This window comes from Balneolaceae bacterium (genome assembly GCA_034521445.1).
In the GTDB taxonomy this organism is placed as follows: Bacteria; Bacteroidota; Rhodothermia; order Balneolales; family Balneolaceae; genus JAXHMM01.
Genome location: JAXHMM010000017.1, coordinates 85,027 through 108,064 on the forward strand (window position 1 = coordinate 85,027; position 23,038 = coordinate 108,064).

26 protein-coding genes are annotated in these 23,038 nt (G+C 60.0%); 18 read left to right on the forward strand and 8 right to left on the reverse strand.

The features are described 5' to 3' along the window. The first annotated feature begins 1 nt into the window (after position 1). The 5 genes from U5K31_14235 (at position 2) to U5K31_14255 (ending at position 4,175) form a co-directional block, all read left to right on the forward strand. On the forward strand, positions 2-643 hold the full coding sequence (locus U5K31_14235) for a sigma-70 family RNA polymerase sigma factor (GenBank protein MDZ7773880.1): 642 nt from the start codon (positions 2-4) through the stop codon (positions 641-643). After that, complete coding sequence (locus tag U5K31_14240; protein ID MDZ7773881.1) at positions 633-1,214, forward strand: hypothetical protein; 582 nt, start codon at positions 633-635, stop codon at positions 1,212-1,214. Before U5K31_14235 ends, U5K31_14240 begins: the two co-directional genes overlap by 11 nt. A gap of 108 nt (positions 1,215-1,322) precedes the next feature. Continuing rightward, complete coding sequence (gene recO / locus U5K31_14245) at positions 1,323-2,054, forward strand: DNA repair protein RecO (GenBank protein MDZ7773882.1); 732 nt, start codon at positions 1,323-1,325, stop codon at positions 2,052-2,054. Positions 2,055-2,059: 5 nt separating this feature from the next. Further along, positions 2,060-3,586 carry a Do family serine endopeptidase gene (locus U5K31_14250; protein MDZ7773883.1) on the forward strand — a complete coding sequence of 509 codons (1,527 nt, stop codon included), beginning with the start codon at positions 2,060-2,062 and terminating at the stop codon, positions 3,584-3,586. A gap of 13 nt (positions 3,587-3,599) precedes the next feature. Next, positions 3,600-4,175, forward strand: coding sequence for a hypothetical protein (locus tag U5K31_14255; GenBank protein ID MDZ7773884.1), 576 nt, complete (start codon positions 3,600-3,602; stop codon positions 4,173-4,175). Between the two features lies 1 nt (position 4,176). Here the strand turns inward: U5K31_14255 and icd are convergent, their stop codons facing one another. Continuing rightward, complete coding sequence (gene icd / locus U5K31_14260) at positions 4,177-5,424, reverse strand: NADP-dependent isocitrate dehydrogenase (protein MDZ7773885.1); 1,248 nt, start codon at positions 5,422-5,424, stop codon at positions 4,177-4,179. Between the two features lie 159 nt (positions 5,425-5,583). Here icd and U5K31_14265 point away from each other — a divergent pair, with 159 nt between their 5' ends. The 3 genes from U5K31_14265 to U5K31_14275 all read left to right on the forward strand — a co-directional run bounded on the left by U5K31_14265 (position 5,584) and on the right by U5K31_14275 (position 8,904). Beyond that, entirely contained in the window at positions 5,584-5,808 is a 225-nt protein-coding gene (locus U5K31_14265; GenBank protein ID MDZ7773886.1) for a hypothetical protein, read from the forward strand. Positions 5,809-5,905: 97 nt separating this feature from the next. Next, a complete protein-coding gene (gene mutL / locus U5K31_14270; protein MDZ7773887.1) occupies positions 5,906-7,726 on the forward strand; it encodes a DNA mismatch repair endonuclease MutL in 1,821 nt (606 codons plus the stop codon). 47 nt (positions 7,727-7,773) lie between these two features. Next, complete coding sequence (locus tag U5K31_14275; protein ID MDZ7773888.1) at positions 7,774-8,904, forward strand: DUF3524 domain-containing protein; 1,131 nt, start codon at positions 7,774-7,776, stop codon at positions 8,902-8,904. Between the two features lie 86 nt (positions 8,905-8,990). Here the strand turns inward: U5K31_14275 and U5K31_14280 are convergent, their stop codons facing one another. Further along, positions 8,991-10,217 carry an ABC transporter permease gene (locus U5K31_14280; protein ID MDZ7773889.1) on the reverse strand — a complete coding sequence of 409 codons (1,227 nt, stop codon included), beginning with the start codon at positions 10,215-10,217 and terminating at the stop codon, positions 8,991-8,993. Between the two features lies 1 nt (position 10,218). Beyond that, positions 10,219-11,751 carry a lysine--tRNA ligase gene (gene lysS / locus U5K31_14285; protein MDZ7773890.1) on the reverse strand — a complete coding sequence of 511 codons (1,533 nt, stop codon included), beginning with the start codon at positions 11,749-11,751 and terminating at the stop codon, positions 10,219-10,221. 57 nt (positions 11,752-11,808) lie between these two features. Here lysS and U5K31_14290 point away from each other — a divergent pair, with 57 nt between their 5' ends. From U5K31_14290 to U5K31_14330, 9 genes are all read left to right on the forward strand, one after another. After that, positions 11,809-12,528 (forward strand): 4'-phosphopantetheinyl transferase superfamily protein, encoded by a 720-nt coding sequence (locus U5K31_14290; GenBank protein ID MDZ7773891.1) that lies wholly within the window; start codon positions 11,809-11,811, stop codon positions 12,526-12,528. Positions 12,529-12,557: 29 nt separating this feature from the next. Then, a complete protein-coding gene (gene amrB, locus U5K31_14295) occupies positions 12,558-13,331 on the forward strand; it encodes an AmmeMemoRadiSam system protein B (GenBank protein MDZ7773892.1) in 774 nt (257 codons plus the stop codon). Continuing rightward, on the forward strand, positions 13,328-14,206 hold the full coding sequence (locus U5K31_14300; protein MDZ7773893.1) for a DUF2520 domain-containing protein: 879 nt from the start codon (positions 13,328-13,330) through the stop codon (positions 14,204-14,206). Before amrB ends, U5K31_14300 begins: the two co-directional genes overlap by 4 nt. Positions 14,207-14,210: 4 nt before the next feature. After that, a complete protein-coding gene (locus U5K31_14305) occupies positions 14,211-14,537 on the forward strand; it encodes an MGMT family protein (GenBank protein ID MDZ7773894.1) in 327 nt (108 codons plus the stop codon). Beyond that, positions 14,534-15,052 carry a TlpA disulfide reductase family protein gene (locus U5K31_14310; GenBank protein MDZ7773895.1) on the forward strand — a complete coding sequence of 173 codons (519 nt, stop codon included), beginning with the start codon at positions 14,534-14,536 and terminating at the stop codon, positions 15,050-15,052. Before U5K31_14305 ends, U5K31_14310 begins: the two co-directional genes overlap by 4 nt. A gap of 4 nt (positions 15,053-15,056) precedes the next feature. Next, positions 15,057-15,686 (forward strand): thioredoxin family protein, encoded by a 630-nt coding sequence (locus tag U5K31_14315; GenBank protein ID MDZ7773896.1) that lies wholly within the window; start codon positions 15,057-15,059, stop codon positions 15,684-15,686. A gap of 82 nt (positions 15,687-15,768) precedes the next feature. Continuing rightward, the gene (locus U5K31_14320) at positions 15,769-16,428 is read left to right on the forward strand and encodes a 7-carboxy-7-deazaguanine synthase QueE (protein MDZ7773897.1); all 660 of its coding nucleotides are present in this window, start codon (positions 15,769-15,771) and stop codon (positions 16,426-16,428) included. 7 nt (positions 16,429-16,435) lie between these two features. Next, positions 16,436-17,161, forward strand: coding sequence for an SDR family oxidoreductase (locus U5K31_14325; protein MDZ7773898.1), 726 nt, complete (start codon positions 16,436-16,438; stop codon positions 17,159-17,161). A gap of 139 nt (positions 17,162-17,300) precedes the next feature. Then, entirely contained in the window at positions 17,301-18,491 is a 1,191-nt protein-coding gene (locus tag U5K31_14330; GenBank protein ID MDZ7773899.1) for a PQQ-dependent sugar dehydrogenase, read from the forward strand. A gap of 197 nt (positions 18,492-18,688) precedes the next feature. Here U5K31_14330 and U5K31_14335 read toward each other — a convergent pair whose 3' ends face one another. After that, positions 18,689-19,231 (reverse strand): hypothetical protein, encoded by a 543-nt coding sequence (locus U5K31_14335; GenBank protein ID MDZ7773900.1) that lies wholly within the window; start codon positions 19,229-19,231, stop codon positions 18,689-18,691. Positions 19,232-19,321: 90 nt separating this feature from the next. Beyond that, positions 19,322-20,341 carry a helix-turn-helix domain-containing protein gene (locus tag U5K31_14340; GenBank protein ID MDZ7773901.1) on the reverse strand — a complete coding sequence of 340 codons (1,020 nt, stop codon included), beginning with the start codon at positions 20,339-20,341 and terminating at the stop codon, positions 19,322-19,324. Between the two features lie 194 nt (positions 20,342-20,535). On the opposite strand from U5K31_14340, the gene U5K31_14345 reads away from it, so the two are divergent. Then, positions 20,536-20,886 (forward strand): response regulator, encoded by a 351-nt coding sequence (locus U5K31_14345; GenBank protein MDZ7773902.1) that lies wholly within the window; start codon positions 20,536-20,538, stop codon positions 20,884-20,886. Here the strand turns inward: U5K31_14345 and U5K31_14350 are convergent. The 3 genes from U5K31_14350 to U5K31_14360 are packed head-to-tail and all read right to left on the reverse strand — an operon-like array spanning position 20,875 to position 23,037. Beyond that, positions 20,875-21,666: a diacylglycerol kinase family protein gene (locus U5K31_14350; protein ID MDZ7773903.1), complete on the reverse strand. Its 792-nt coding sequence runs from the start codon at positions 21,664-21,666 to the stop codon at positions 20,875-20,877. The genes U5K31_14345 and U5K31_14350 overlap by 12 nt on opposite strands. A 49-nt stretch (positions 21,667-21,715) precedes the next feature. After that, a complete protein-coding gene (locus U5K31_14355) occupies positions 21,716-22,075 on the reverse strand; it encodes a DUF952 domain-containing protein (GenBank protein ID MDZ7773904.1) in 360 nt (119 codons plus the stop codon). Between the two features lie 29 nt (positions 22,076-22,104). Then, on the reverse strand, positions 22,105-23,037 hold the full coding sequence (locus U5K31_14360; GenBank protein ID MDZ7773905.1) for a succinylglutamate desuccinylase/aspartoacylase family protein: 933 nt from the start codon (positions 23,035-23,037) through the stop codon (positions 22,105-22,107). Position 23,038: the final 1 nt, after the last annotated feature.

Here is a 23,038-nt window from a genome sequence, read left to right on the forward strand (position 1 = left end):
TATGAAATTCGAACGCAGCGACCATATCAGCTCCAAGTACGAAAAACTGGACGACAAGGACCTGGTCCGTTTCTACAGGCAGAACGGAGACGAGCAGGCCTTCCGGGAGCTTATGAACCGGCACCAGTCCAAGATCTATTCGTACATCTACTCCATGGTCGGAAGCGGCGACGTGGCCGATGACATCTTCCAGGAGACCTTTACCAAGGTGATCACCAAGATGGATGACACCTACAACGAACAGGGTAAATGGATTGCCTGGGTGATGCGCATCGCGCATAACGCCACCATCGACTACATCAGAAAACAAAAACGGTTCGTGGACGTTAGTTCTGACTACGACAAGGAGTCGAACACCGACTTCTACGACCGTCTGCCCGATGAAGACCTGGTAGGCGCGCAGGAACAGCTCGAAAAGGACGAGGCAAAATCGAGCCTCATGCGGCACATCGCCGACCTCCCGGACGAGCAGCGCACAGTAGTGATGCTTCGCCATTACTACGAGATGCCCTTTAAGGAAATTGCGGAACTTACGGATGTTTCCATAAACACCGCACTAGGACGCATGCGGTATGCGTTAATCAACCTTAGAAAACTCTTCGACCAGGAAACAGAACAAGAGTCAAGCAAGTATGCGAAATGATGAAAATGCCTGCATCCGCTACCTCATGAAGGAGATGGATCCTTCGGAGGAAGTGCTCATGGAGCGGGCCATGATGGAGGATGAAGATCTTCTCATCGAAGTGGAAAGTATGCGGAAGACCCTGGGCAGGCTGGATGGTCTGCCCGATAAAGAGCCCTCGCCCGAGCTGACCGACGCCATCGTCAACGAGGCGTCAGACTACCGAGAACAGGTGCTATCTTCTGTTTGGCACGTGATGCCACTTGTACGCTATGCCGCTGCAGCCGTTGTACTTATAGGCATGAGCTTTGGTTCTTTTTATGCCTATGACTACTTTTCGGATGCCCAACAGTCCGTCGCAAATTCGCAGGCTTCGGTCTCATCACCCGGCAGCCCGGTCGGTACACCTCAGGTGACCCCGTGGGTGGACCGCAACGACGTGCTGAGGCTGGATCAGACCCTCAACAACTCCAGCCCTGGCTTCGACGCCATCTTCCAGTCGGCCACCCGCAAGCTTACGCCCATCAGCGACCCCTTCTTCGGCACCACGCCCAACCGCAACCTGCAGCTCACCAACAGCAGCGGCAACTGACCCCGCGTGCACACGACCCGCGGCGCCATGGGCTCTGGTAATGTGCTGCTGGATGTGCTATACTTCGGCTTGCGCTTCGTTTGAATACCTGCACCTCCGTTCATCGCCATGATCGTCCACACCGAAGCCATCGTCTTCCGGACCGTCGACTTCAAGGAGTCGAGCCGCATCGTCACCCTCTTCACCCGGGAGCAGGGTAAGCTGGCCGTAATGGTGCACGGGGCGCGCAAACCCAAGGGCAAGTTCGGGGGACTGATGGAGGTGGGCAACCTGCTGGAGGTGGTCTACTATTACAAAAGCACCCGCTCCGTGCAAACCCTATCGGAGGCCTCCTACCTCGAAAAGACCCTTCAACTGCGCACCGACTTCCGCAAAATGGCCCTGATGACCTCCTCCGTGGAGCTCATCAACCAGCTGCTGCACGAAGGGGAGGTAAACGTGCCCATCTACCGGCGCACACGTAACTTCCTGCTATGGCTGGACCGCACCGAGCGCGACCCTAGGGCCGTTTTCCCCTACCTTCAGCTGCGGCTGGCCGAGGATATGGGACTGGGTATCCGCCTGCTTCCGGGAGGGGAGGGGCGGGACCACTACCTGACCATGGAGAGCGGGGAGGTATCCACGGAAAGCGATGCGCGCCATGCTTATAAATTGACACAAAATCAGTTACTTTACGTACGCCTCGCCCTGGGGGAGGAGAGCGGGGCGCTTTTTCGGGTCGATTTCGACAGCGGCGAGCTCAAGGCACTGATTCAGCTGCTGGACCGTTACCTGCAATACCACGTGGAAGGGCTGAAGGAGCGGCGCTCCGATGCCATCTTTGAACAAATTCTGGAGTAAGGATCATGAAACTGCGCGACCGCATTCTCACGGCTACCCTGCTCATCCTGGTGGGCGTGCTCATCGGACTGGTCATCACCTTTTACCAGCGCGGATACGCGGTAGACGACCTGGCCCAGGTACAGGTTACCGAGGTGGAGCGCAGCGAGCAGCCTATGCTATCCGATGAGGTGCTGGAGAAGATGGACGCGCGCTTCCTTTTTAAAACGGTGGCTGAACGCGTGGCCCCCTCTGTGGTCTACATCGAGGCTGTGGTCCCGGTCGAGAGCCGCGGCCGTTTCCGCGGGCAGGAAGAGGAGGAGGGAAGCTTCTGGAACCGCGTGCTGCCCCAGCGGATGCGTACCGTCGGATCCGGGGTCATTCTGAGCCGCGACGGCTATATTGTCACCAACAATCACGTGGTGGATGGCGCCGACGGGGAGATCGAGGTTGTGCTGGACGACAAGCGAAGTTTTCGCGCGAGACTGGTGGGCAGCGACCCGACGACGGACATCGCCGTGGTCAAAATTGACGCCGGGGGGCTGTCGCCCATTACCGTCGGCAACTCCAACGAGGTGCAGGTGGGCGAATGGGTGCTTGCCTTCGGCAACCCCTTCCAGCTGCGCTCGACCGTCACCGCGGGGATCGTGAGCGCTCTCAGCCGCGAGGTGAACATCATCGAGGAGCAGATGGGCATTCAGAGTTTTATTCAGACCGATGCGGCTATTAACCGCGGCAACAGCGGGGGCGCCCTGGTAAATACAAGCGGCGAACTGATAGGCGTGAACACTGCCATTGCCTCCGAGGACGGTTCCTACCAGGGCTACGGCTTTGCCGTGCCCTCCAATCTGGCCTCAAAGGTGGCCCGCGATCTTATTGAATACGGGGAGGTACGAAGGGCGCTGCTGGGTGTGACCATCCTCTCCGTCAACGCCAGCCAGGCCCGCAGACTGGGCATGGACCGGGTACGCGGGGTGCTGGTGAACGCAGTCACCGAGGAGGGGCCCGCCGCCCGCGCAGGCCTGCAGTCTGGCGATGTGGTGCTGGAGGTGAACGGCGATGCCGTCAACGAATCGAACCAGCTGCAGGAGAAGATCGCCGTGCTGCCGCCCGGCCGGGTCGTTACCCTTACCGTCTGGCGGGACGGCGAGCAGCTCCAGCGCGATGTTGAACTGGGCTTGCTGGAAGATGTGCAGCCCGAACTGGCGCAGCAGCCCTCCGGCGAAAGGCCCGGCCTTGAGCCCGCGCCCGAAGGGGAGGGACGGGGAAGCGTCAATTTTCACCGTTTCGAGGAGCTGGGCTTCCGCGTCATGCAATACACCCGCCGAGGAGAGGAAACGCTGATCATATCCGACGTGGAACAGGGAAGAGAGGCGGAACGACGGGGACTCAAGCCGGGCTATACGGTGTTGGACGTGGAGGGCGAAAGAGTTGAAGATCTGCAGACAATGAGAGATCTTGTGCGCCGCACCCTGGACCGCAGCGGATCGGTGGTTCTGCAGATCGAAACCCGCGACGGCACCCGGGGCTACTACGAACTGAAACGCCCATAGAGGACCAATTCCCATGTACCGACGCACGCTTGGAGCGCTGCTGATCGCCGGCGGTCTACTGCTGGTGGGCTGCTCCGCCCCCTCTCCCGCCATCCAAGACAACCCGCAGACCCAACCCGAAGCCGAGACCTCATGGCCCGGATGGTATCGGGCCGACACCCCCCTTCAGACGACCGGCTCCGGGGGATGGACCCTCCACGCCGCCGCGCTGGGCGCGGACTCCGCTCGTGCCGCCTCGGCGGCGCTGCAGCATGCCCGAAAAAACCTCTCCTCGCAGCTCTCCGAGCAGCTCGAGCAGGTGCGCCGAAGCGTGGCCTCCACGGAGGCTGCAAAGGACACGGGCGTGGCGGAATCGTCCTTTGTGATGGCGCTGCGCAAGGCCGAAAGGGAGCTCGGTGCACTGGCCGAGCGTGAGAGGACGGAGGCGCAGCTCTCGGACGAGGCTTCCTCCTGGCGTGCCTTCGTGGAGGTGCGGATGGACAAGCAGGTCCTGACGCGTCACCTGGAACAGGCCCTCTCGTCCCACGCCACGGCCTGGCAGGCTCTCCGCGGTTCCGATGGCTACCGGCTGTGGGGCGCGGGCGGCTGACTTACATGTTCTTGACGATCTCCTCGCCGAATTCCGAACATTTCAGCAACGTGGCGTCTTCCATGAGCCGCTCGAAGTCGTAGGTGACTCTCTTGCTGCTGATGGCGGCCTCGATGCCTTTTTCGATCAGATCGGCCGCCTCTCCCCATCCCATATAACGCAGCATGATCACGCCCGAGAGAATGAGCGAGCCGGGATTCACCTTGTCCTGACCGGTGTACTTGGGCGCGGTGCCGTGGGTGGCCTCGAAAACGGCGAAGCCCGTCTCATAGTTGATATTGGAGCCGGGGGCGATGCCGATGCCGCCCACGCAGGCCGCCAGGGCGTCGGAAATGTAGTCGCCGTTCAGGTTGAGGGTGGCGATCACGTCGTATTCCGAGGGACGGGTGAGAATCTGCTGCAGGAAAGCGTCGGCGATCACGTCCTTGATCACCAGCCCGCCGGGCAGCCTGCACCACGGGCCGTCGCCGATCTCCTCGGCGCCGAACTCCTCCTTGGCCAGCTCATAGCCCCAGTTCTTGAAACTGCCTTCGGTGAATTTCATGATGTTGCCCTTGTGCACCAGGGTCACGCTGTCGCGACCCTCCTCCAGGGCGTAGTTGATGGCCGAGCGGACCAGCCGCTTGGTACCCTCCTCCGAAACCGGCTTGATGCCCAGGGAGGTGGTGTCGGGGAAGCGGATCTTGTCCACGCCCATATCCTCCATGAGGAATTTTTTGAGCTTTTCGTTTTCCGCTGTGCCGGTCTGGTATTCGATGCCCGCGTAGATGTCCTCGGTGTTCTCGCGGAAGATCACCATGTCGTAGGGCGTGGGGTCCTTGACAGGACTGGGCGTGCCCTGGTAGTATTTAACGGGACGCACGCAGGCGTAGAGATCCATCTTCTGGCGGATGGCCACGTTGAGCGAGCGGATGCCGCCCCCGACAGGGGTGGTCAGGGGACCCTTGATGGCTACCTTGAACTCCTCGATGGCTTTCAGGGTGTCATCAGGCAGCCACACGCCATCCCCGTAGGTCTCAACCGCCTTCTCGCCGGCGTACATCTCAAACCATTCGATCTTCTTCTCTCCACCGTAGGCTTTCTCCACGGCGCTGTCCAGCACATTTTTCATTGCGGGCGTAATATCCACGCCGATGCCGTCGCCTTCGATGAAGGGGATGATGGGACGGTCGCCTACCTGGAGGCCGCCGTCGGTATCCTTGGTAATGGTGTCACCTTTGGAGGGGGGCGTGATCTTCGCGTAACTCATGGATGGCTGCTCTGCTTTGGGTTGAAATTCGGGGGGCTGAAGTATAGCAAAAAAAATCCTGTCATGAAGCAGGGCGGGGGTGGGGAAGGGGACCTTTTCGGGATTCCCGTGCAGTTGTTATATTGCATGGAGGTAAAACAAAAACCAAGTCCACGACCCATGCCTGGCAAAATGCCCTTCCGGTCGATGTTCGGGCACCAGCCCAAGCCCAAGCGCTTCGACTACGAATACCGCTACTACGACCCCAAACAGGAGGAACGCGAGAAGCGCCGGATCAAGATCGATCGGCCCTACAAGAAAACCCACCAGGGGAAGTCCATCGTTCTCTACGCCATCTGCCTGTCCTTTGTGGTCTGGCTCATATACCAGCTGGGTACCGTCTGAGAAGAACCCCGGTGCCGCATCTCTTTCTTCTCTATTTTGCCTGCCGTTTTGTACCTTTGGCAACCACGTAAACGACGAACTGCCAAGACCCGCATCCTTGAGCGAAGAGACCCCAGCATCGGAGTCCATCATACGCCAGCTCCCCCCCGAAATTTCCAATAAAATTGCGGCGGGGGAGGTGATCCAGCGTCCCGCCTCAGTGGTCAAGGAACTGATGGATAACGCCATCGACGCGGCGGCGGACCAGATCAAGATCGTGGTGCAGAATGCCGGCCGCACGCTCATCCAGGTCATCGACAACGGCTCGGGCATGGGCAGGGAGGACATTCGGCCCTGCTTCGACAGGCATGCCACGTCCAAGATACAGGACATGGACGACCTGTTCCGCGTGCGCACACTCGGCTTCCGGGGCGAAGCCATGGCCTCTATCGCCTCCGTGTCACAGGTGACGCTGAAGACGCGCCTGCCGGGACGCGACATGGGCTGGGAGTATGAGATTTGGGGCGGGGAGGAGAAATCCTTCGAGCCCGCAGCGGCTGAACCGGGCACCAGTGTCTCTGTGCAGAACCTCTTCTATAACGTGCGGGCCCGCCGGCAGTTTCTGAAGACCGACGCCACCGAGTTTCGCCATATTCTGCGTGCCGTGCAGCAGGCCGCCATCGCCCACCCCGACATCGGCTTCACCCTGCTGGCTGACACCGACACCATCTACGAGCTGCCGGCCGAGCAGCCGCGCAAGGAGCGCATCGCCGAGATGTTCGGCAAGAGCTACCGTGCCAGCCTGCTCTCCTTTGAGGAGGCGACCAGCTATATGACGGTGCGGGGACTGCTGGCCGATCCCAAACTAACCAAGAAGAGCAGGGGAGAGCAGTTTCTTTTCGTCAACGGACGTCCCTTTCAGCATCGCTGGCTCACCCACACCGTGCTCAGCGTATACGACACGTGGACCGGAGAGAATGAGTATCCCTTCTACGCGGTCTTTATCGACGTGAACCCGGAGCAGGTGGACGTAAATGTGCACCCGGCCAAGGAGGAAGTGAAATTCGAAGACGAACGCTCGGTCATTAAGCTGGTGAAATCGGTCGTCAAGAAGGCCCTTCACGAGCGTTTTCAGGTGCCGGAGGTGCCACGCGGTGCAGGGGAGGAGGAACCGGGATCCGGCTTCTCAGGCGGTTTTGCCTTTGGAGGTCCGACCAACCGAGTGCAGGATTCGGGGGACGGTGGACCCATGCGGCTGCCTTCGCGCATCAATTTCGGGGAGGACGGCGGGAAGCCATCCTCGCTTCGGGGCGGGAAAGGCGACGACTGGGCCGACCGTCTCTATGGGGGAGAGGAGGAGACAGCCACCCCTACGCAGGGACGGGAATTCTGGCAGCTCCACAACAGCTACATCCTCACGCAGACCCGCTCGGGCTTCTGCATGATTGACCAGCACGCCGCCCACAAGCGCATCATCTACGAAAAGGCCCTCAGCGCTACGGAGGCTTCCCTGCCCAGCACCCAGCAGCTGCTCTTCGCCCAGAATGTGGAGCTCTCGGCCTCCGAATTCGCCCTGCTGGAAGAGCTGCATCCCATCATCCAGCGCATGGGCTTCAACGTGGAGCTTAAAAGCGGCAATGCCGCCCTTATCAGCGGGGTACCCGCCGATATCGATGTGGGCAACGAGGGCACCATGCTCACCTCCATGCTGGGACGATACCGGGAGCTGGAGGGCGCCGTGGAGCTGGACGCCCGCCACAAGCTGGCCATTGCCTTCGCCTCACGCACCGCCATACGCAAGGGCAAGCGCCTTGCCAACCTCGAGATGGAGAACCTGGTAGACCAGCTTTTTGCCTGCGAGGAGCCCTACCGTGATCCTTTGAAAAAGCCCACAATCGTGTATCTTCCTCTTGAGGAGATTGAATCGCGCTTTCGCTGACCTGTCCCGCGCGACCGCTTCCAGTACAACCAATTCACCGTTTCCCCATGAACATCCTCGCCGTTGAGCCATACTACAGCGGATCCCACAAGGCCTTTCAGAACGGGCTGAAGGAACACTCCCGGCACAACATCATCCCGATCAACATGAGCTACAAGGGACGAAAATGGCGCATGCACGGTGATTCGGTGGCTCTGGCCGGCATGGCCGGGGAGGTGGAAGAGGATATCGACCTTCTGCTCGTCAGCAGCATGACCAACCTGCCTGCGTTTTTGGGACTCACCAACCCGCGTTTCTCGCATACGCCCACGATTATGTACATGCACGAAAATCCTTTCACCCAGCCGGTGCCTGAAGAGGAGGAGCGCGACACTACCTACTGCTACATCAACTACCTGAGCATGCTTACGGCAGACCGGCTCATCTTCTCCTCACATTTCCACAAGCGGGATTTTCTGAGAGCGCTGCCAGCTTTCCTGGAGCATTTCCCCGAGGACAAACACTACTATACGAGCGACAAGATTGCCGAAAAAAGCACCGTCATGTACCCCGGGCTCAATCTCCGACGTTTTGACCGGCAGCCGGACTCCCGTTCCGACAACGAACACCCGGTAATTGTCTGGAATCAGCGCTGGCAGTTCGACCGCAACCCGGCCATGTTTTTCCGCGTGCTCAACCGTCTCAACGACATCGACCTCACCTTTGACCTCATCCTGGCCGGCGACACCCAGCACGAGAAACCCGAGGAGTTCGAAAAGGCGTGGGCGCGCTACGGTCGCCACATTACCCACTTTGGCTATGTCGAGAACGTGGAGAGCTACAGCCGGCTGCTGCACTCAGGAGATATCGTGGTCTCCACGGCTACCTACGAGTTTTTCTGTGTGGCCATCATGGAAGCGGTCTACTGCGGCTGCCATCCGCTGGTGCCCAACCGCCTTCACTACCCCGAGCTCATCCCCGAAAGCCTCCACAAGCCGCTGTTACACGCCCCGGTGCTCTACGACACCGAAGACGACCTGTTCCACTACCTGAAGGACCTGCTGACGGGGGAGACGCAGCCCCTCCCCAAGCGTTCCCTGCAAAACATCAACGGGCACCTGGACTGGTCGGAGCGCATCCGCAAATTCGACGACCTCTTTGAAGAGACGCTTTCTATGGAAATCAGACCGTCGGTCTGATTTCCATAGTTCTTAAAGTCATATAGTCTAATAAGTCGAAGAGTCGGACTTTCTGACTCCTGGACTTCTCGACTTATTAGACTTGGTTAGCGGCCGTAGGCGATGACGTTGAGGGGATTTGTGCGGGAGGCCACCCGGGCCGGCAGCCAGGTGGCAAGGGTACAGAGCGCCAGCGTCACTCCGGCCGTGATGACGAAATCGAGGAGGTGGGGCTGCACCGGTACGTAGCTCATGTAGTAGTTCTGCTCGGAGAGGGGTATGAGCTGCCAGGTGGACTGCACCCAGGCAAATCCAAGCGAAAGGGCGAAGCCGATGGCCAGGCCCACCAGGGCCACGAAAAGCCCCTCCAGCAGAAAGATTGTACGCACCTGGCGGTTCTGCGTACCCATGGTCTTGAGTATACCGATATCGCGCGTGCGTTCGATGACCATCATCAGGATGGTTCCGATGAGGTTGAAGGCGGCCACCAGGATCATCACGCTGATCACGAATGGAATGATCTGCTCCTGCATCTCCACCCAGGCGAAGATGCTGCCGTACTGCTCCAGGATGGTAGTGGTACGGTAGGGGAAGGGCAGGTTTTCCGAAAGTGTCCTGTCAAAGGCGTCGATGGCGGAGGGATCCTCCAGCCGCACCTCCACTGCCGTTGCGTGGGCGCCGGGCAGCTGAAATAGTTGTCCGGCGTAACGTTTGTCGATGATCGCCAGCAGGTCGTCGAATCGGTCTATGCCGGTCTGATAGACGCCGGTGAGGCGAAACTGCTGGATTTCGGGCGAGTTGAGAGGGGAGGGGATGCCCTCCGCCGTAAAGGCGGTAAGCACTGAGCCAATGTCAGCGTCCAGGCTGCGGGCCATGCTGCTGCCCAGCACGATGCCGGGCATGCCGGCCGAGTCGGAGGAGAGGTCGTATTCGCCGCGGCTCACATACTGCTGAAGGTCGGTGACCACGGCGCCTGGCGAGACCCCCTTGAAGCGGGTGCCGGTGACCTGCGATGCGGTCTGCACCATGGCCTCACCTTCGACCACGGCCTGCGCCTCGCGAATTTCAGGAAAGCGGTCCAGCCAGGTAAGCAAGGTGTCGGAGCGATAAACGGGGCTGTCGGTGAAGGTTTCGACCGTCATGTGAGGAGCAAAGCCCATCACCTTGTTATCGATGACCGACTTGAAGCCGTGCACGATGGAGAGGGCGATAAGCAGTCCTGCGGAGCCCACCGCCACTCCCACAATGGCCATGGACTTGATGAAGGAGAGGAAGCGCGCCTGCTTTCGCTGCCCGCGGAAATACCTAAGCGCCAGGTACCATTCGAATTTCATGTTATTCGGGCTTCATCTGGGGAAAGAAAAGCACATCGCGGATGGAGTCGGAGTCGGTCATAATCATGGCCAGACGGTCGATGCCCACACCCAGCCCGGCCGTCGGCGGCATGCCGTACTCCAGCGCGCGCAGGAAATCCTCGTCCAGCGACATGGCCTCCTCGTCGCCTGCCTCCCTCAGTTGCGCCTGCTCCTTGAAGCGGCGCCGCTGGTCCTCCGGGTCATTCAGCTCCGAGAAGGCATTGGCGATCTCCTTGCCATTGCAGATGCACTCGAAACGCTCCACCAGGCCCTCCTTGCTGCGGTGCTTTTTGGCCAGGGGACTCATTTCAAGGGGATAGTCGGTGATGAAGGTGGGCTGGATGAGCTCCGGCTCCACATATGTCCCGAAAATCTCGTCGATGATCTTGCCTTTTCCGGCGCCCTTCTCCAGGGTAATATCAAGCTCGGATGCGATATTCTTAAGCTCATCCAAACCCTTGCGGTACAGGTCCTTACCGGTCTTTTCTTCGATAGCCTCCAGCATCGGAATACGCGGCCAGGGGCGGCGGAAATCGATCTCCTCGCCTCCCACCGTGACGATGGTGCTGCCGTGCATGGCGAGGGCCACCTTTTCGATCATCCCCTCGACAAAATCCATCATCCAGTGGTAGTCCTTGTAGGCCACGTAGAGCTCAACCTGGGTGAATTCGGGGTTATGGAAGCGGGAGAGTCCCTCGTTGCGGAAATCCTTGGAAAACTCGTAGACCCCCTCGTAGCCCCCCACGATCAGTCGCTTGAGATAGAGCTCGTTGGCAATGCGCAGGTAGAGCTTCATGTCGAGGGCGTTGTGGTGGGTCTCGAAGGGCCGCGCGGAGGCGCCCCCGTACTGGGGCTGCAGGATGGGGGTTTCCACCTCCAGGTAGCCTTTTCCGTTCATGAATTCGCGCATGGCCTGCACCATCTCGGTACGCTGGCGGAAGACCTCGCGCACCTCGGGATTGACGATCAGGTCGAGATAGCGCTGGCGGTAGCGCTGCTCCTTGTCGGTGAAAGCGTCGTAGGTGACCGTCTCGCCCTCCTCGTTTTCCGCCTCCTTGGGCATGGGAATGGGGCGTAGCGACTTGCTGAGGATGATGAATTCCTTGGCGTAGACGGTGGTTTCACCCGTTCCGGTAACGAAGACGTGTCCCCTGATACCGACGATGTCACCAATGTCGGTGAGTTTCTTGAATACCGTATTGTAGGTCTTCTCACCCACGTCGTTCTTGCGGATATAAACCTGCACCGTGCCCTCGGCATCCTGCAGGTTGAAAAAAGTGGAGCCTCCCATGATGCGCCGCGTCATGATGCGCCCGGCCACGGACACCTGTTCCGCCTCCCCGTGCTCCTGTCCGTCGCCGATGACAAGGTCGGGATGCTCCAGGATTTCGCGGCTGCTGTGGGTCACCTCGAAGGAATAGGGATAGGGATCGAGCCCCATATCCCGCAGCTCATTCAGTTTTTGGAGGCGAATTTCATGCTGCTCGGAAATCGTGGATTCGGATTCGCTCATGGATAGTTGAGGTTGTGGGTCTTCATTGGGGGTGCCAAATCACCAAAAATAGGAAATATGATGCAAAGTTGTGAGGTGCCTGCGGCCCTTTTCTTTCCCCTTATAGGAGAGGCTCTTATCTTTGATCCTATGGACCGCCGGAAACCTCTCGAAATACTCGACCAAAACAGCCTTCCCATGCTGCCGGGCTATGTGCGTTTGGCCTGGAGCCGGATGGACGCGGAGGGCGGCCAGGACGGACTCTCGGGGGAGGAGCATGAGGAGATGGCCAGTCTGGGCAGCGTGCGCCGGCGGCGTGAATACGGCATGAGCCGCATGCTCATACGCCGCCTGGCCGGCACCGCCGGCATGGAGCCGGCCGAACTGCGCATCCTGAGGGAGGAGGGAGGCAGGCCCTACGGGGAATACCGCGGCCGCCGTGTGCACCTGAGCCTCACCCACACCGACCGCCGTATCGCCTGCGTGCTGTCGGGCGACGGGCAAGTGGGACTCGACATGGAGCCGGAGGGGCGTCGCGTGCATGCGCACCTGCGGTCTCGCATGATGCATCCCGGGGAGGTGAAGCCCATGGAGAGCGTCGACACCCTCCGCATATGGACGCTCAAGGAGGCCATGCTCAAACTACAGGGCAGGGGACTGAGGACCAACATGAACGAGGTGTGCCTGTCACCCGACGGGGAAGGGCGTTTTGAGGCGATATTTAATAATGAGATGAGGGCCAAAATTTGTAGTTTTACGCACGATGGCCACTGGGTCGCCCTGGCCTACTTCATCTAGCAACAGGATCAGCGCATCGTTTTTCTGCCATGAACATCACCTCGTACACCCGGGAGCAGATCACCGAAGGACTCAACCGGGCAAGGGATGCCAACAGGGGAGCCGGCAGCGACCACATCCGCGTTCTCTTTTCGCCCATTACCATAGACGACCAAAACTTTGACCGGGCATGCGACATTTACAGCCGCATCGACCCGGATAACTACGAGACCGTGGTGGTCGTGGAGACGTATGGGGAAGACCTTGACAAGCGGCTGCCCATGCCTTCCAATCGCTTTTTCAAGACCCCGCTGGGACAGGTGAAGGCCAACGAGTTCATGCGTGACGAGTTCTGTGACGAAGACGACGATTTCTTCATCCACGACGAGGGCTACAGCGAGGATATGAGCCTGTTCCAGCAGCTGATGATGCTGCAGTGCACCTTCGGGGATGACTTCTCCGTGCTCAGCGTACAGGTGGCCGACCAGGGCCCGGCCATTGTCAAGGAGCTGGCCTGGGTGCTCGAGGAGGTGCTGGCCTCCAGGCGGGCGCTGGTAGTCTTCTGCTGCGAGCTTGATAACGAGCGCACGGAGGAATTCGAAAAGGTGCGCAGGATGATCGCCTCGAACAACCAGTCGGGACTCCTCAACTACCTGAACAGCGGCGAATCGCACATCCGGGGCACCTCGTCCTTTATCGCAGGCGTTTTGGTGGCACATGCCTGGAAGCTGGACATCACCTTTCTGAACGGCGAATACAGCAACAACCGCGGCAGTCTGGTGACCGCCTACGGCGACCGCCAAAACGTATTTATACGGCCGTGAGCTTCCCGCCGGTCAGTCTCATAGGGACCGGAGCGCTGGGCGGGGCCTTCCTGGAGGCCTTCTCGGAGCTGGAACTGGACGTTGCCGGTGTCTACAATCGCACCCCATCCCGCGCTACCCGACACGCCGATCGCTTTTCAGGCGCCCGCTCCGGCGCCTTTCCCGACACCACGGATGAACTGGGAGGGCTCCTTCTGCTTGCCGTGCCAGACGGGGCCGTGGCCGAAACGGCTGCGCGACTGGCCGGCCTGGGTGGAATCTGGGAGGGGCGCTGCGCCGTACACTGCTCCGGTACGCTCACCTCCGATGCGCTCTCACCCCTGTCCGACAAGGGCGCCCGCACGGCTTCCTTTCATCCCCTGCAGAGCTTCACGGCCGAAGGCGGGGGTGGGGCCCGACTGTTCGATGGCATCTGTTTCAGCACCGAGGGAGACGCCCGGGCTCTCCATCTGCTGGAAAAGCTGGCCCGCCTGCTGAACGCCCGCCTGCTGAAGGTGCGTCCTCAGCAGAAACCGCATATCCACCTGGCCGCGGTCTTTGCCTCCAATTACCTGGTGGCCCTGCTGGAGGCGGCCGGAAGGGCAGGGGCGGAGAGCGAGGAGGAGCGCGGGGAGCTGGTGCGCGCGCTGGGTCCCCTGGTGCGGCAGACGGCCGAAAACATCGCGGTCAAAGGCACCGGGGAGGCGCTCAGCGGTCCCATATCCCGGGGCGACGCCGGCACCGTGGAGAAACACCTGGAGCTGCTCGAAGATCATCCCCGCCTGCGGGAAATCTACAGGCTGCTGGGCGCCGAGCTGCTGGATCTTGTGAAAGGGCGTTCAGAGGAGGATGACCCCCGGACGAACGCATACTTAGAAAAGTTGTTGGAACGTTAAGGCCATGAACGCCTCTGAAAAAGACTACTACGAACGGGTCTACGAGGTGGTCCGCCGCATTCCAAGCGGACGGGTAACCACCTACGGGGCCGTCGCCTCGCACCTGGGCATTGCCTCAGGAGCTCGGATGGTAGGCTATGCCCTCAACGGTTCCGCCGACCGCCTGCCGGCGCACCGGGTGGTGAACCGGCTGGGTGAGCTGAGCGGCCGTGAACACTTTCCCGACGACACCATGCGGGAGAGACTCCGCCAGGAGGGCGTCACCTTCGTGGAACCCTACAGGGTAGACCTGGACCAACACTTTTGGAATCCCTCGGATCCGAATCAATGAAAGCAAAGATCCCGATCATCGAACTTGCCATCCTGCTGGCTCTGAGCGCATCGGCCGGTACCGCTTTTGCGCAGCAGGCCATCTCGGACGAAGAGCTGCTGGTGGACGCCGGGCCGGATACCCTCCAGCAGGTCATTGACTCCTACCAGGGGGAAAAGGCCGTAATCGTAAACGTCTGGGCCACCTGGTGCGCCCCCTGCATCGAGGAATTTCCCCATCTCGTCGATATTCAGCGAAAGTACGCCGACCAGGTGCAGGTGATCTTCGTGTCGGCCGACTTTCCCGACGTGCGCGGCCGCGCCCTCGACTTCCTGCGCAGGCAGGGGGTGGACTGGACCACCTATTTCAAGCAGGGCGGGGACCAGGCCTTTATTGAATCGCTTTCCTCCGACTGGAGCGGCGCGCTGCCCTTCAGCAAGGTCTACGACACCTCCGGCAGCGTGGTGGCCAGCTGGCAGGCCAAAACTTCTTTCGAAACTTTCGAGAAATACGTCAAACAAGCAATAAACCCCTGATATCATGTTTAAACAAACGCTTCGTCTGCTTACCGTACTGATGCTTGGCTTCGGCCTGGCGGCCTTTGTGCCGTTGGAAGAGCCGGCGAATCCCAAGCTTGAACTTGGTGCAAAGGCGCCCCTTACCGATTACGAGATGCAGAACGTGGACGGCGAGATGCTGAGCCTGTCCGACGTGGCCGGTGAGAACGGCGTGCTGGTGGTCTTCTCATGCAATACCTGTCCCTGGGTGGAACGCTGGGAGGACCGCTACAACCCCGTTGCCGGCCTGGCCGAGGAGAACGATATCGGCGTGATATTCCCCAATTCCAACGCGGCTATCCGCGACGGTGGAGAAAGCTTCCAAGACATGGTGCAGCGCGCCCGCAGCAGCGGCTACGAATTTCCCTACGTGCTGGACGAAGATGCGCGCCTGGCCTCAGCCTTCGGCGCCACACACACTCCCGATGTCTTCCTGTTCAACGGCGACATGGAGCTGGTCTACAAAGGCGCCATTGACGACAATGCCGCTTCGGCGGAGGACGTCGGGCAGCACTACCTGCGCGACGCCATCAACGCGCTGGCCAACGGCGGAGAGATCGGTCCCAAGGAGACCAAATCGCTGGGCTGCGAGATCAAATTCCCCGAATCCTGATACACATTTCCGCCTGAATTGGTTATTTTGAGGGCCTTCCGCCATGCGGTGGAGGGCCTTCTTTATAAATGCGACCTGCACCATGTACCGAGCCGAAACCGCCACACCAAATAATGCCGGAACCTCCGGGAGGAAACTCTCGGAGGTGGCGTATCCGGTCATGGAACACTTCCTGACCATACAGGGGGAGGGCGTGCATACCGGTAAGGCCGCCTACTTCATACGTACGGCGGGCTGCGACGTCAACTGCTGGTGGTGCGACGTGCAGGAGAGCTGGGACGAGGAGAAGCACCCGCCCGTCACCGTGGGCGAGCTGGTGGAGGCCGCCTCCGAAAGCGGGGCGCCTATGGCTGTGCTCACCGGCGGGGAGCCCCTGTTGCACGATCTGGGACCGCTCACGCGGGCGCTTCGGCAGGCCGGCCTGCGCACCCATCTCGAGACCAGCGGGTCCTCGCCCATGTCGGGACACGTTGACTGGGTCACCCTCTCCCCGAAACGCTTCAAGAAGCCGCTGAAGGAGGCCTACGCCTGCGCGGACGAGCTAAAGGTAGTGGTGCTCACCGCCAAGGACCTGGCGTGGGCCGAGTCGTGCGCCGCCCGCTGCCCCAACAACACGCGCCTGTTACTGCAGCCTGAATGGAGCCGAAGCGAGGAGGCCGTCCCACTAATTTTCGACTATATAAAACAACATCCTCAATGGGAAATAAGCCTGCAGACCCACAAATTCATGGGGGTGCGCTGAGCCGCCCATGAGTCGACTCTCCTCGCCATTTACCGCCGTTGTAACCGGTGCCAGCCGCGGCATTGGCCGCCGCATTGCCCGCGCACTCGCCCGCGAGGGTGACGTCTACCTGCTGCTGGTGGCCCGCAGCCGCGAGGGACTCGTGCGTACCCGAAGCCGCTGCATGGAGGAGGGCGCTCCCGGCGCCGAACTGCAATGCTGCGACCTGACGGAGCCGGAGCAGGTGCAGGCGCTGGAGGTTCCGGACACTTGGCCGCCCGTAGGCCTGCTTGTCAATAACGCAGGATCGTATCTTCTAAAGGACTTGCAGGCAACGACATACGAAGAATACCACAGACAAATTCAAAGTAATCTTTTCTCGGCCGTACATGCCACCGGACGCTTCCTGCCCGGGATGAAGGAGCAGGGACAGGGGCTGTTGGTCAATATCTGCTCGGTCGGCGCCCTGCAGGGACTGGCCGAGAGCGGCGCCTACGCCTCCTCAAAACATGCGCTGCTGGGGTTTACGCGCTCGCTGCGCGAAGAGCTGAAGGAGGAGGGCATAGGGGTCACCGCCGTCAACCTGGGACAGACGCACTCTTCCTCCTGGAAGGATTCTGACCGTGACCCGCGCGAGCTGGTGGATCCCGAAGATGTGGCGCGGATTGTGGTCGCGCTGGCGCGGCTGAGCGGACGCAGCGTAGTGGAGGAGCTCAGGGTTCAGCCCCAGGGAGGGCAGGGGCCTCCCTTATAGAGGGCATACCGGAGGTGTACCGACATGGAACGGTGGCGGCAAGGGTAACCTTTTGTAAAACCATTGGGATATCGCCCTCAATTTTTCCTTCTTATACCTTGGCTACAAGGTCATCAATCATAATAACAGTCGATTTTCCATGCACAAGTCACGTACATCCACCATCGTCGCGATGCTTGCACTCTTCCTGGCCGCCTGCAGCGGGGGACAGACCGACCAGGCCGCCCCGTCGAATACCTCAACCGATGGCAGCCAACCCGTCATGGGACAGGGCATACAGGACACCCTGGACACCTCCGGGTACACCCTTGAAACCGTCACGACCGCCGTTTCGGTGCCATGGGGCATGACCTGGCTTCCCGATGGACAGATGCTTGTGACCGAACGCAGCGGCAGCCTCCACCTCTTCGGCGATGGCAGCGAGCCCATACGCACGATCGATGGTCTGCCGGAGATCTGGGCGCGCAGCCAGGGGGGATTGCTGGACATCGCCCTGCATCCCAATTACGAGGAGAACGGCTGGATCTACATCACCTATTCAAGTCCTGAGGGCGGCGAGGGCGCTAACACGGCCCTCATGCGGGCCCGGCTCAACGACGATCGCACCGGCCTGGTTGACCAGGAAGTGCTCTACAAGGCCGAGCCCAACAGCGGACGGGGACAGCATTTTGGAAGCCGCATCGTTTTCGACAACGAGGGTCACGTCTTCTTTGGCATTGGCGACCGCGGCAACCGCGGGGAAAATCCCCAGGACATCACCCGGGACATGGGTAAAATATACCGTCTGAACACCGACGGCAGCATTCCGGAGGACAACCCCTTCGTGGGACAGGAGGGATTGGACGCCATCTTCGCCTACGGTATCCGCAATCCGCAGGGCATGGACCTTCACCCTGAATCGGGCGAGCTCTGGGAGCATGAGCACGGTCCGCAGGGCGGCGACGAAATCAACATTATCCGGGCCGGAAACAATTACGGCTGGCCGGAGATCTGCTACTGCGTCGATTACGGCGGAGACGAGATTACCTCCGATACCGCCCGGGCGGGCATGGAGCAGCCGGTATGGTACTGGAACCCGTCTATCGCGCCTTCAGGCATGACCTTCGTGACCTCCGATCGCTATCCTGACTGGCAGGGAGACCTGCTGGCTGGATCCCTGAAATTCGGCTATCTCGTACGTGTAGAGGTGGAAAACAACGAAGTGACAGGCGAGCAGATCGCCTTTGACGGCATCGGGAGGGTACGTAACATCGAGCAGGGGCCGGACGGCTACCTCTATGTAGCCACCGAGTCAGACAACGGCATCGTACGCATCGTACCCAATCAGTAGGACTTTCCTTGTAGCCGGATCTTTCCGACCGCTGACGGCGGTGTGGAGAGGTCCGAAGGGCAGGGTGGACAGGATCCGGCACAGCGCTGGTCTCCATGTCCATATGTTTAACTTTACATAATATAAATTATACGACATATATATAGTAAGTCTGCCAGGATTGACCGTTAAAGGATCGTAATTTCCTGCACGGCGCGCTATTGCGCGCGTCTGTAGCGAATGCGCCATTGCAGCTGCCAGCTCTCGCCCCCGTCGGCAGAGCGTTCCCAGTCCCAGGTCAGGCTGTCGCGCGTAATCTCGTGAAAAACCATGCGCTGTAAAACCTCGTTGCCCTGCGGGTCCATCCCTGTTCGGTGGAAAATGCGCCGGTCGCCGTCTACAGCCCCGGTAAAATCCAGGTAGCCTCCCTGGTTGTCCACCCAGGTCTGCTTCCACATGCCGGAGGCCGGCTGAAAGACCGACCAGCTGTTTCCGGCGTAGCCGTCCATGGTTCCCCCCTCGGCGGAGAAATTCTCCTGGATCACCCTGCCGCCCAGGATGCGTTCGATGCGGTTGGTGCCCCGACCGGTCGTCCCGTCCCTGTTCTCCCAGGTCAGGTTCCACTCGCCCAGCCAGAAATCGTAGAAATGGGCGGGTTCAAGATTGGCTATGCGAAGTGATTCCGGACTTTCGGATTGCTGGGCGTGCGAGGCGGCGGCAAGTATCATCAGCAGTACAACAAAGGCAAGAAGCGTTTTCATGGCGGTTCTGTGACGTTAAAAGTAGGGTTTCTCCCAAATTTGCCTTCTAAGCGTCTTAAATCGTCTCTGTTTATAAAGGTTGACCCCTTTTCAGGCCGAATTTCCGTACAAACGGTCCTTCTTGAACTGCGACGGCGTCTTGCCGGCATTCTCCTTGAAGACCTTGTTGAAGGAGGTCTTGTTGTTGAAACCCGACTCGAAGGCGATGTGCAGTATGGTCAGGTCCCGGTTGGAGGGATCGGCCAGCCTCAGCTCTCCGTCCTTCCACGGTTTCTCTCTGCGCATATGCGACTGCAGCCGCTCCAGCTGCTCGTCAAGTTCCCGGCGGTCCATTGTGGAGGTTTCGTACTTGCGAACGATCCGCAGCTCCTCTCCCGTTGGACCGTTCAGGTAGCCAAGATAGCCCACGGTATAGATAAAGAGCGTCATGGCCCCCGATATCATGTAATCGAATTCCACGTTGAAGTCGATGGTGTGCACCAGTACGTAATAGAGTGTATAGCAGCCAATAAAACCGCCGAAACAGGCTGCCGTGACAAGAAGGCGCAGACGCAGCTTGGAATAATCGGCTACCTCATGGATTCTTACGCCACGGAATCGACGCCGTATCAGCCACAGCGAGGCGCCCAGATAGGCGCTCAGATGCAGTACCTTGGCGCCCACCGGCAGCAGGCGCTCCAGGCTGCCCCACTCGGAAGCCAGGGTGCGTAAAAAAGTGAGCTTTTCGGGCGCAGACAGAAGGAAAAAAGGTGCCATCCATGCCAGGTAGAGTGCAAAAGGCAGCAGATGGGCAAGATGTTTCCGGGAAATCACCGCCTCCGGGTAAAGAGTGGTGAATATGTAGGCGAAGAACACCGGTCCGAAGAGAAAGTATAACGGTTCGGCCACCGCCATGAGGTGCGGGTAGACGCGCTGAAAGCCGGTCCAATAGGCCACGTAGGTGGCGAGGGTTATCGAAAATAGCAACAGGAAAAGGGCCATGAATCGCGAGGAGCGCGTTCCGTTTCGCCGCCATACCAGTCCCGACAGCACAAGCCCGTGAAGGGCGGCCAGCAGAAAAATCGTGGTCCAGGTGTTGAAAGAAGCTTCCATGGAACAAATGAGTGACACCTCCCTATAACTATGTTTGACAAAATATATTTCTTCAGAACAAGACCTGAAAGAGTGGTAAAGATAGCAAACAAGGAGAGAGCCGAACTTGACAAAGTCACTGGCTTGCAATTACTTATAGGCGTTCAAACCGGGAGGCACCATTCCGATACGCGGGACGGGACCATTCCCTCTAATGTGGTAATCCCCGCTTCATGCGCGTATTGATAGTGGAAGACGACCGGGTGCTCTCCCTTATGCTTTCGATGATGGTCCAGCGGCTGGGCTACCGCGTGGCGGAGACGCTCAGCGAGGGTGAAGAGGCCGTGCAGTACGTCCAGGAGCAGCAGGTGGAACTCATCCTGATGGACATCATGCTGGAGGGTGTAGTGGACGGCATACAGGCCATCCGGCAGATACGCGACTTCTCCTCTGTCCCGGTAATCTATGTAACGGGCAATTCCGACAGTACCACCCTGGAGCGCGCCGGGAAGACGGGCTATGCCGACTACCTGGTCAAGCCGGTGCTCATTGAGCACCTGAAGGAAGCCATCTCAAAGATCTGAAGCTCTTTCCCGACCGGATCGTGCCAGGGCCGCGTCCGGACCACAGACTGCGCGGAGTCCCCCCGGATGGATCCGTACCAAAAAATCCCGTTCCCCTTCTCCGAAGGCCTCACCGTCCATGTGCGCGGACACCGGCGCATCGAACCTGAGCCGGCATTCCCGCACCGGCCTGCTGTGCACCACAGGCAGCCAGCCCTGGCGGCCCGCGATAAACAGGGGCAGCAGCAGGGGCAGAAGTGCACGCGGGACCGGTTCACCGTCGATCCCGCAGGCCATGCGCCGGTGCATGAGACAGGTGCGCAACGCAGCGGCCACGTAGGCCAACCTGCCGCTCCCTCCCCCTTCGCGGACCATCCCGGCGACCTCCCCGTCGAAACCGAATCCCAGGGTGTTGATGAAATGGCGGCCGTTGCAGCTGCCCAGGTCCACCGAATGTATCCGCCCCTCACGCAGCAGCGCCAGGGACTTCTCCACGTCAAGGGGCACGCCCAGGCTCTTGGCCGTATCGTTTCCGTTGCCGACGGGAACCACGCCCAGCGCGCACGCCGTGCCGGCAAGTGCGCCTGCCACTTCGTGGACGGTCCCGTCACCCCCGCAGGCGGCCACCACGTCAAACGATTCAGCGAGCGACGCCGCAAGTCCGCGTATATCTCCGCTCCTGCGCGACGTCCGGTATGCTGTTTCCGGCCAGCCGGCTGTTTGCCGCTTCAGCCGTTCGAAGGGTCCCGCGGAACGGCCGCTATTGCTGGCGGGATTGTAGACGAATGCAACACGCCTCATAGGCAAAATAGTATATATCAATCACGCTAAACCATTGGTGTACATATATTTAGTCCTTGGTATCAAAAGCTATTTTGAAAGTACCGTCATCCTCCGGCCTCAGCTTGATCTTGTCTATGACCGCCCCGGTGTTGAGGGGACCATAGACGTGGGGAAACAACTCATCGCCTCCCTCCTCCCCCTCCTCGTATCTTACTTCGGGCTCCAGCGAGGCCACGTCGATAACCAGCAGCAGCATCTTGCGCTCACCGGGGTAGAGACGGTTGGCAACCTCCTCCAGCTGCCGTCCTGCCGAGCAGTGGACAAAGCCCGCCTCCTGCAGCGACGGCGGACGGTAGGTGCCTCTCTCCTGCCGTTCTTTCCATTCCTTTTCGCTGACCAGGTGAAAAATGATATCCTGTCGTTCCATTAATTTCTGTAATTATTGTATTTATAACATTATTCGTTGTAGGCAAGGTGCATCAGCGCGTCCCCCTTGTGCACCACGGGCGCGTGGTTCAGCCCGATCACCCTGCCCGAGCGGGGCGCGCTCACCTTGTACTGCTCCGTGCCGTAGGGATCGTTAATGTGTCCCACCACCTGGCGGTGCCGTACGGTATCGCCGGCCGCCACGCGCGAACGAAAGAGCCCGGCGTACCGGGCCCTCACCCAGGTGCTCTTGCGGTAGATCTGCGTCTCGCCCGCTTCGGGGGCGGACTCGCGCATCTCAAGGTGTTTCATCACTCGCAGCGTGCCCTCGATGCCCAGCCGGATACCCTCCTCGTCCAGGCGGTGGGACTCGCCAGTCTCGTAGACCAGGATATGCTTGCCCTTTTTGTGGGCCGCCTTCCGAAAGGATTTGTCTATGAGCGAGCTGTGCAGGATGACCGGAGGGGCAAAGGCGCGGGCCAACTCGGCGTTTTCGGGGACGTCGAGGACGCTTCGAACCTGCGGGAAGTTGGCCCTTGAGGCGCCGCCCGTGTGAAAATCAATGCCGTAGTCTGCGCGGGGCAGAATCTGGTTCATCAGGGTATGGGCCAGCAGGCGGGCCAGCGACCCCCCTTTCGCCCCGGGAAAGCTGCGGTTGATGTCCTTGCCGTCCGGTAAGCCACGCACATTCTGTATAAACCCGTAGAGGTTGACCAGGGGGATGGCAATCACGGCGCCGCGCCGGAGGTGCAGCTGCCCGCGGCTGATCATGCGGCGAATTATTTCGATGCCGTTGATCTCATCGCCGTGCAGTCCCCCGGTCAGCAGCAGTACGGGCCCCTCCTGCTCCCCGCGATACACGTGCACGGGGAGATCAATGGGGGTGTGGGTGGGCAGCCGGGCGACGGTGAGATGCAGTTCCCGGTGCTCGCCCAGAGCTATGGCCTCTTTGTTGATGACCATG

Excerpts from the sequence above, each read along its gene's own strand:
- U5K31_14235 (MDZ7773880.1), top strand. The coding sequence starts at position 2 with ATGAAATTCGAACGCAGCGACCATATCAGCTCCAAGTACGAAAAACTG.
- U5K31_14240 (MDZ7773881.1), top strand. The coding sequence starts at position 633 with ATGCGAAATGATGAAAATGCCTGCATCCGCTACCTCATGAAGGAGATG.
- recO (MDZ7773882.1), top strand. The coding sequence starts at position 1,323 with ATGATCGTCCACACCGAAGCCATCGTCTTCCGGACCGTCGACTTCAAG.
- U5K31_14250 (MDZ7773883.1), top strand. The coding sequence starts at position 2,060 with ATGAAACTGCGCGACCGCATTCTCACGGCTACCCTGCTCATCCTGGTG.
- U5K31_14255 (MDZ7773884.1), top strand. The coding sequence starts at position 3,600 with ATGTACCGACGCACGCTTGGAGCGCTGCTGATCGCCGGCGGTCTACTG.
- icd (MDZ7773885.1), bottom strand. The coding sequence starts at position 5,424 with ATGAGTTACGCGAAGATCACGCCCCCCTCCAAAGGTGACACCATTACC.
- U5K31_14265 (MDZ7773886.1), top strand. The coding sequence starts at position 5,584 with ATGCCTGGCAAAATGCCCTTCCGGTCGATGTTCGGGCACCAGCCCAAG.
- U5K31_14275 (MDZ7773888.1), top strand. The coding sequence starts at position 7,774 with ATGAACATCCTCGCCGTTGAGCCATACTACAGCGGATCCCACAAGGCC.
- U5K31_14280 (MDZ7773889.1), bottom strand. The coding sequence starts at position 10,217 with ATGAAATTCGAATGGTACCTGGCGCTTAGGTATTTCCGCGGGCAGCGA.
- lysS (MDZ7773890.1), bottom strand. The coding sequence starts at position 11,751 with ATGAGCGAATCCGAATCCACGATTTCCGAGCAGCATGAAATTCGCCTC.
- U5K31_14290 (MDZ7773891.1), top strand. The coding sequence starts at position 11,809 with ATGATGCAAAGTTGTGAGGTGCCTGCGGCCCTTTTCTTTCCCCTTATA.
- amrB (MDZ7773892.1), top strand. The coding sequence starts at position 12,558 with ATGAACATCACCTCGTACACCCGGGAGCAGATCACCGAAGGACTCAAC.
- U5K31_14305 (MDZ7773894.1), top strand. The coding sequence starts at position 14,211 with ATGAACGCCTCTGAAAAAGACTACTACGAACGGGTCTACGAGGTGGTC.
- U5K31_14310 (MDZ7773895.1), top strand. The coding sequence starts at position 14,534 with ATGAAAGCAAAGATCCCGATCATCGAACTTGCCATCCTGCTGGCTCTG.
- U5K31_14315 (MDZ7773896.1), top strand. The coding sequence starts at position 15,057 with ATGTTTAAACAAACGCTTCGTCTGCTTACCGTACTGATGCTTGGCTTC.
- U5K31_14320 (MDZ7773897.1), top strand. The coding sequence starts at position 15,769 with ATGTACCGAGCCGAAACCGCCACACCAAATAATGCCGGAACCTCCGGG.
- U5K31_14325 (MDZ7773898.1), top strand. The coding sequence starts at position 16,436 with ATGAGTCGACTCTCCTCGCCATTTACCGCCGTTGTAACCGGTGCCAGC.
- U5K31_14330 (MDZ7773899.1), top strand. The coding sequence starts at position 17,301 with ATGCACAAGTCACGTACATCCACCATCGTCGCGATGCTTGCACTCTTC.
- U5K31_14335 (MDZ7773900.1), bottom strand. The coding sequence starts at position 19,231 with ATGAAAACGCTTCTTGCCTTTGTTGTACTGCTGATGATACTTGCCGCC.
- U5K31_14345 (MDZ7773902.1), top strand. The coding sequence starts at position 20,536 with ATGCGCGTATTGATAGTGGAAGACGACCGGGTGCTCTCCCTTATGCTT.
- U5K31_14350 (MDZ7773903.1), bottom strand. The coding sequence starts at position 21,666 with ATGAGGCGTGTTGCATTCGTCTACAATCCCGCCAGCAATAGCGGCCGT.
- U5K31_14355 (MDZ7773904.1), bottom strand. The coding sequence starts at position 22,075 with ATGGAACGACAGGATATCATTTTTCACCTGGTCAGCGAAAAGGAATGG.
- U5K31_14360 (MDZ7773905.1), bottom strand. The coding sequence starts at position 23,037 with ATGGTCATCAACAAAGAGGCCATAGCTCTGGGCGAGCACCGGGAACTG.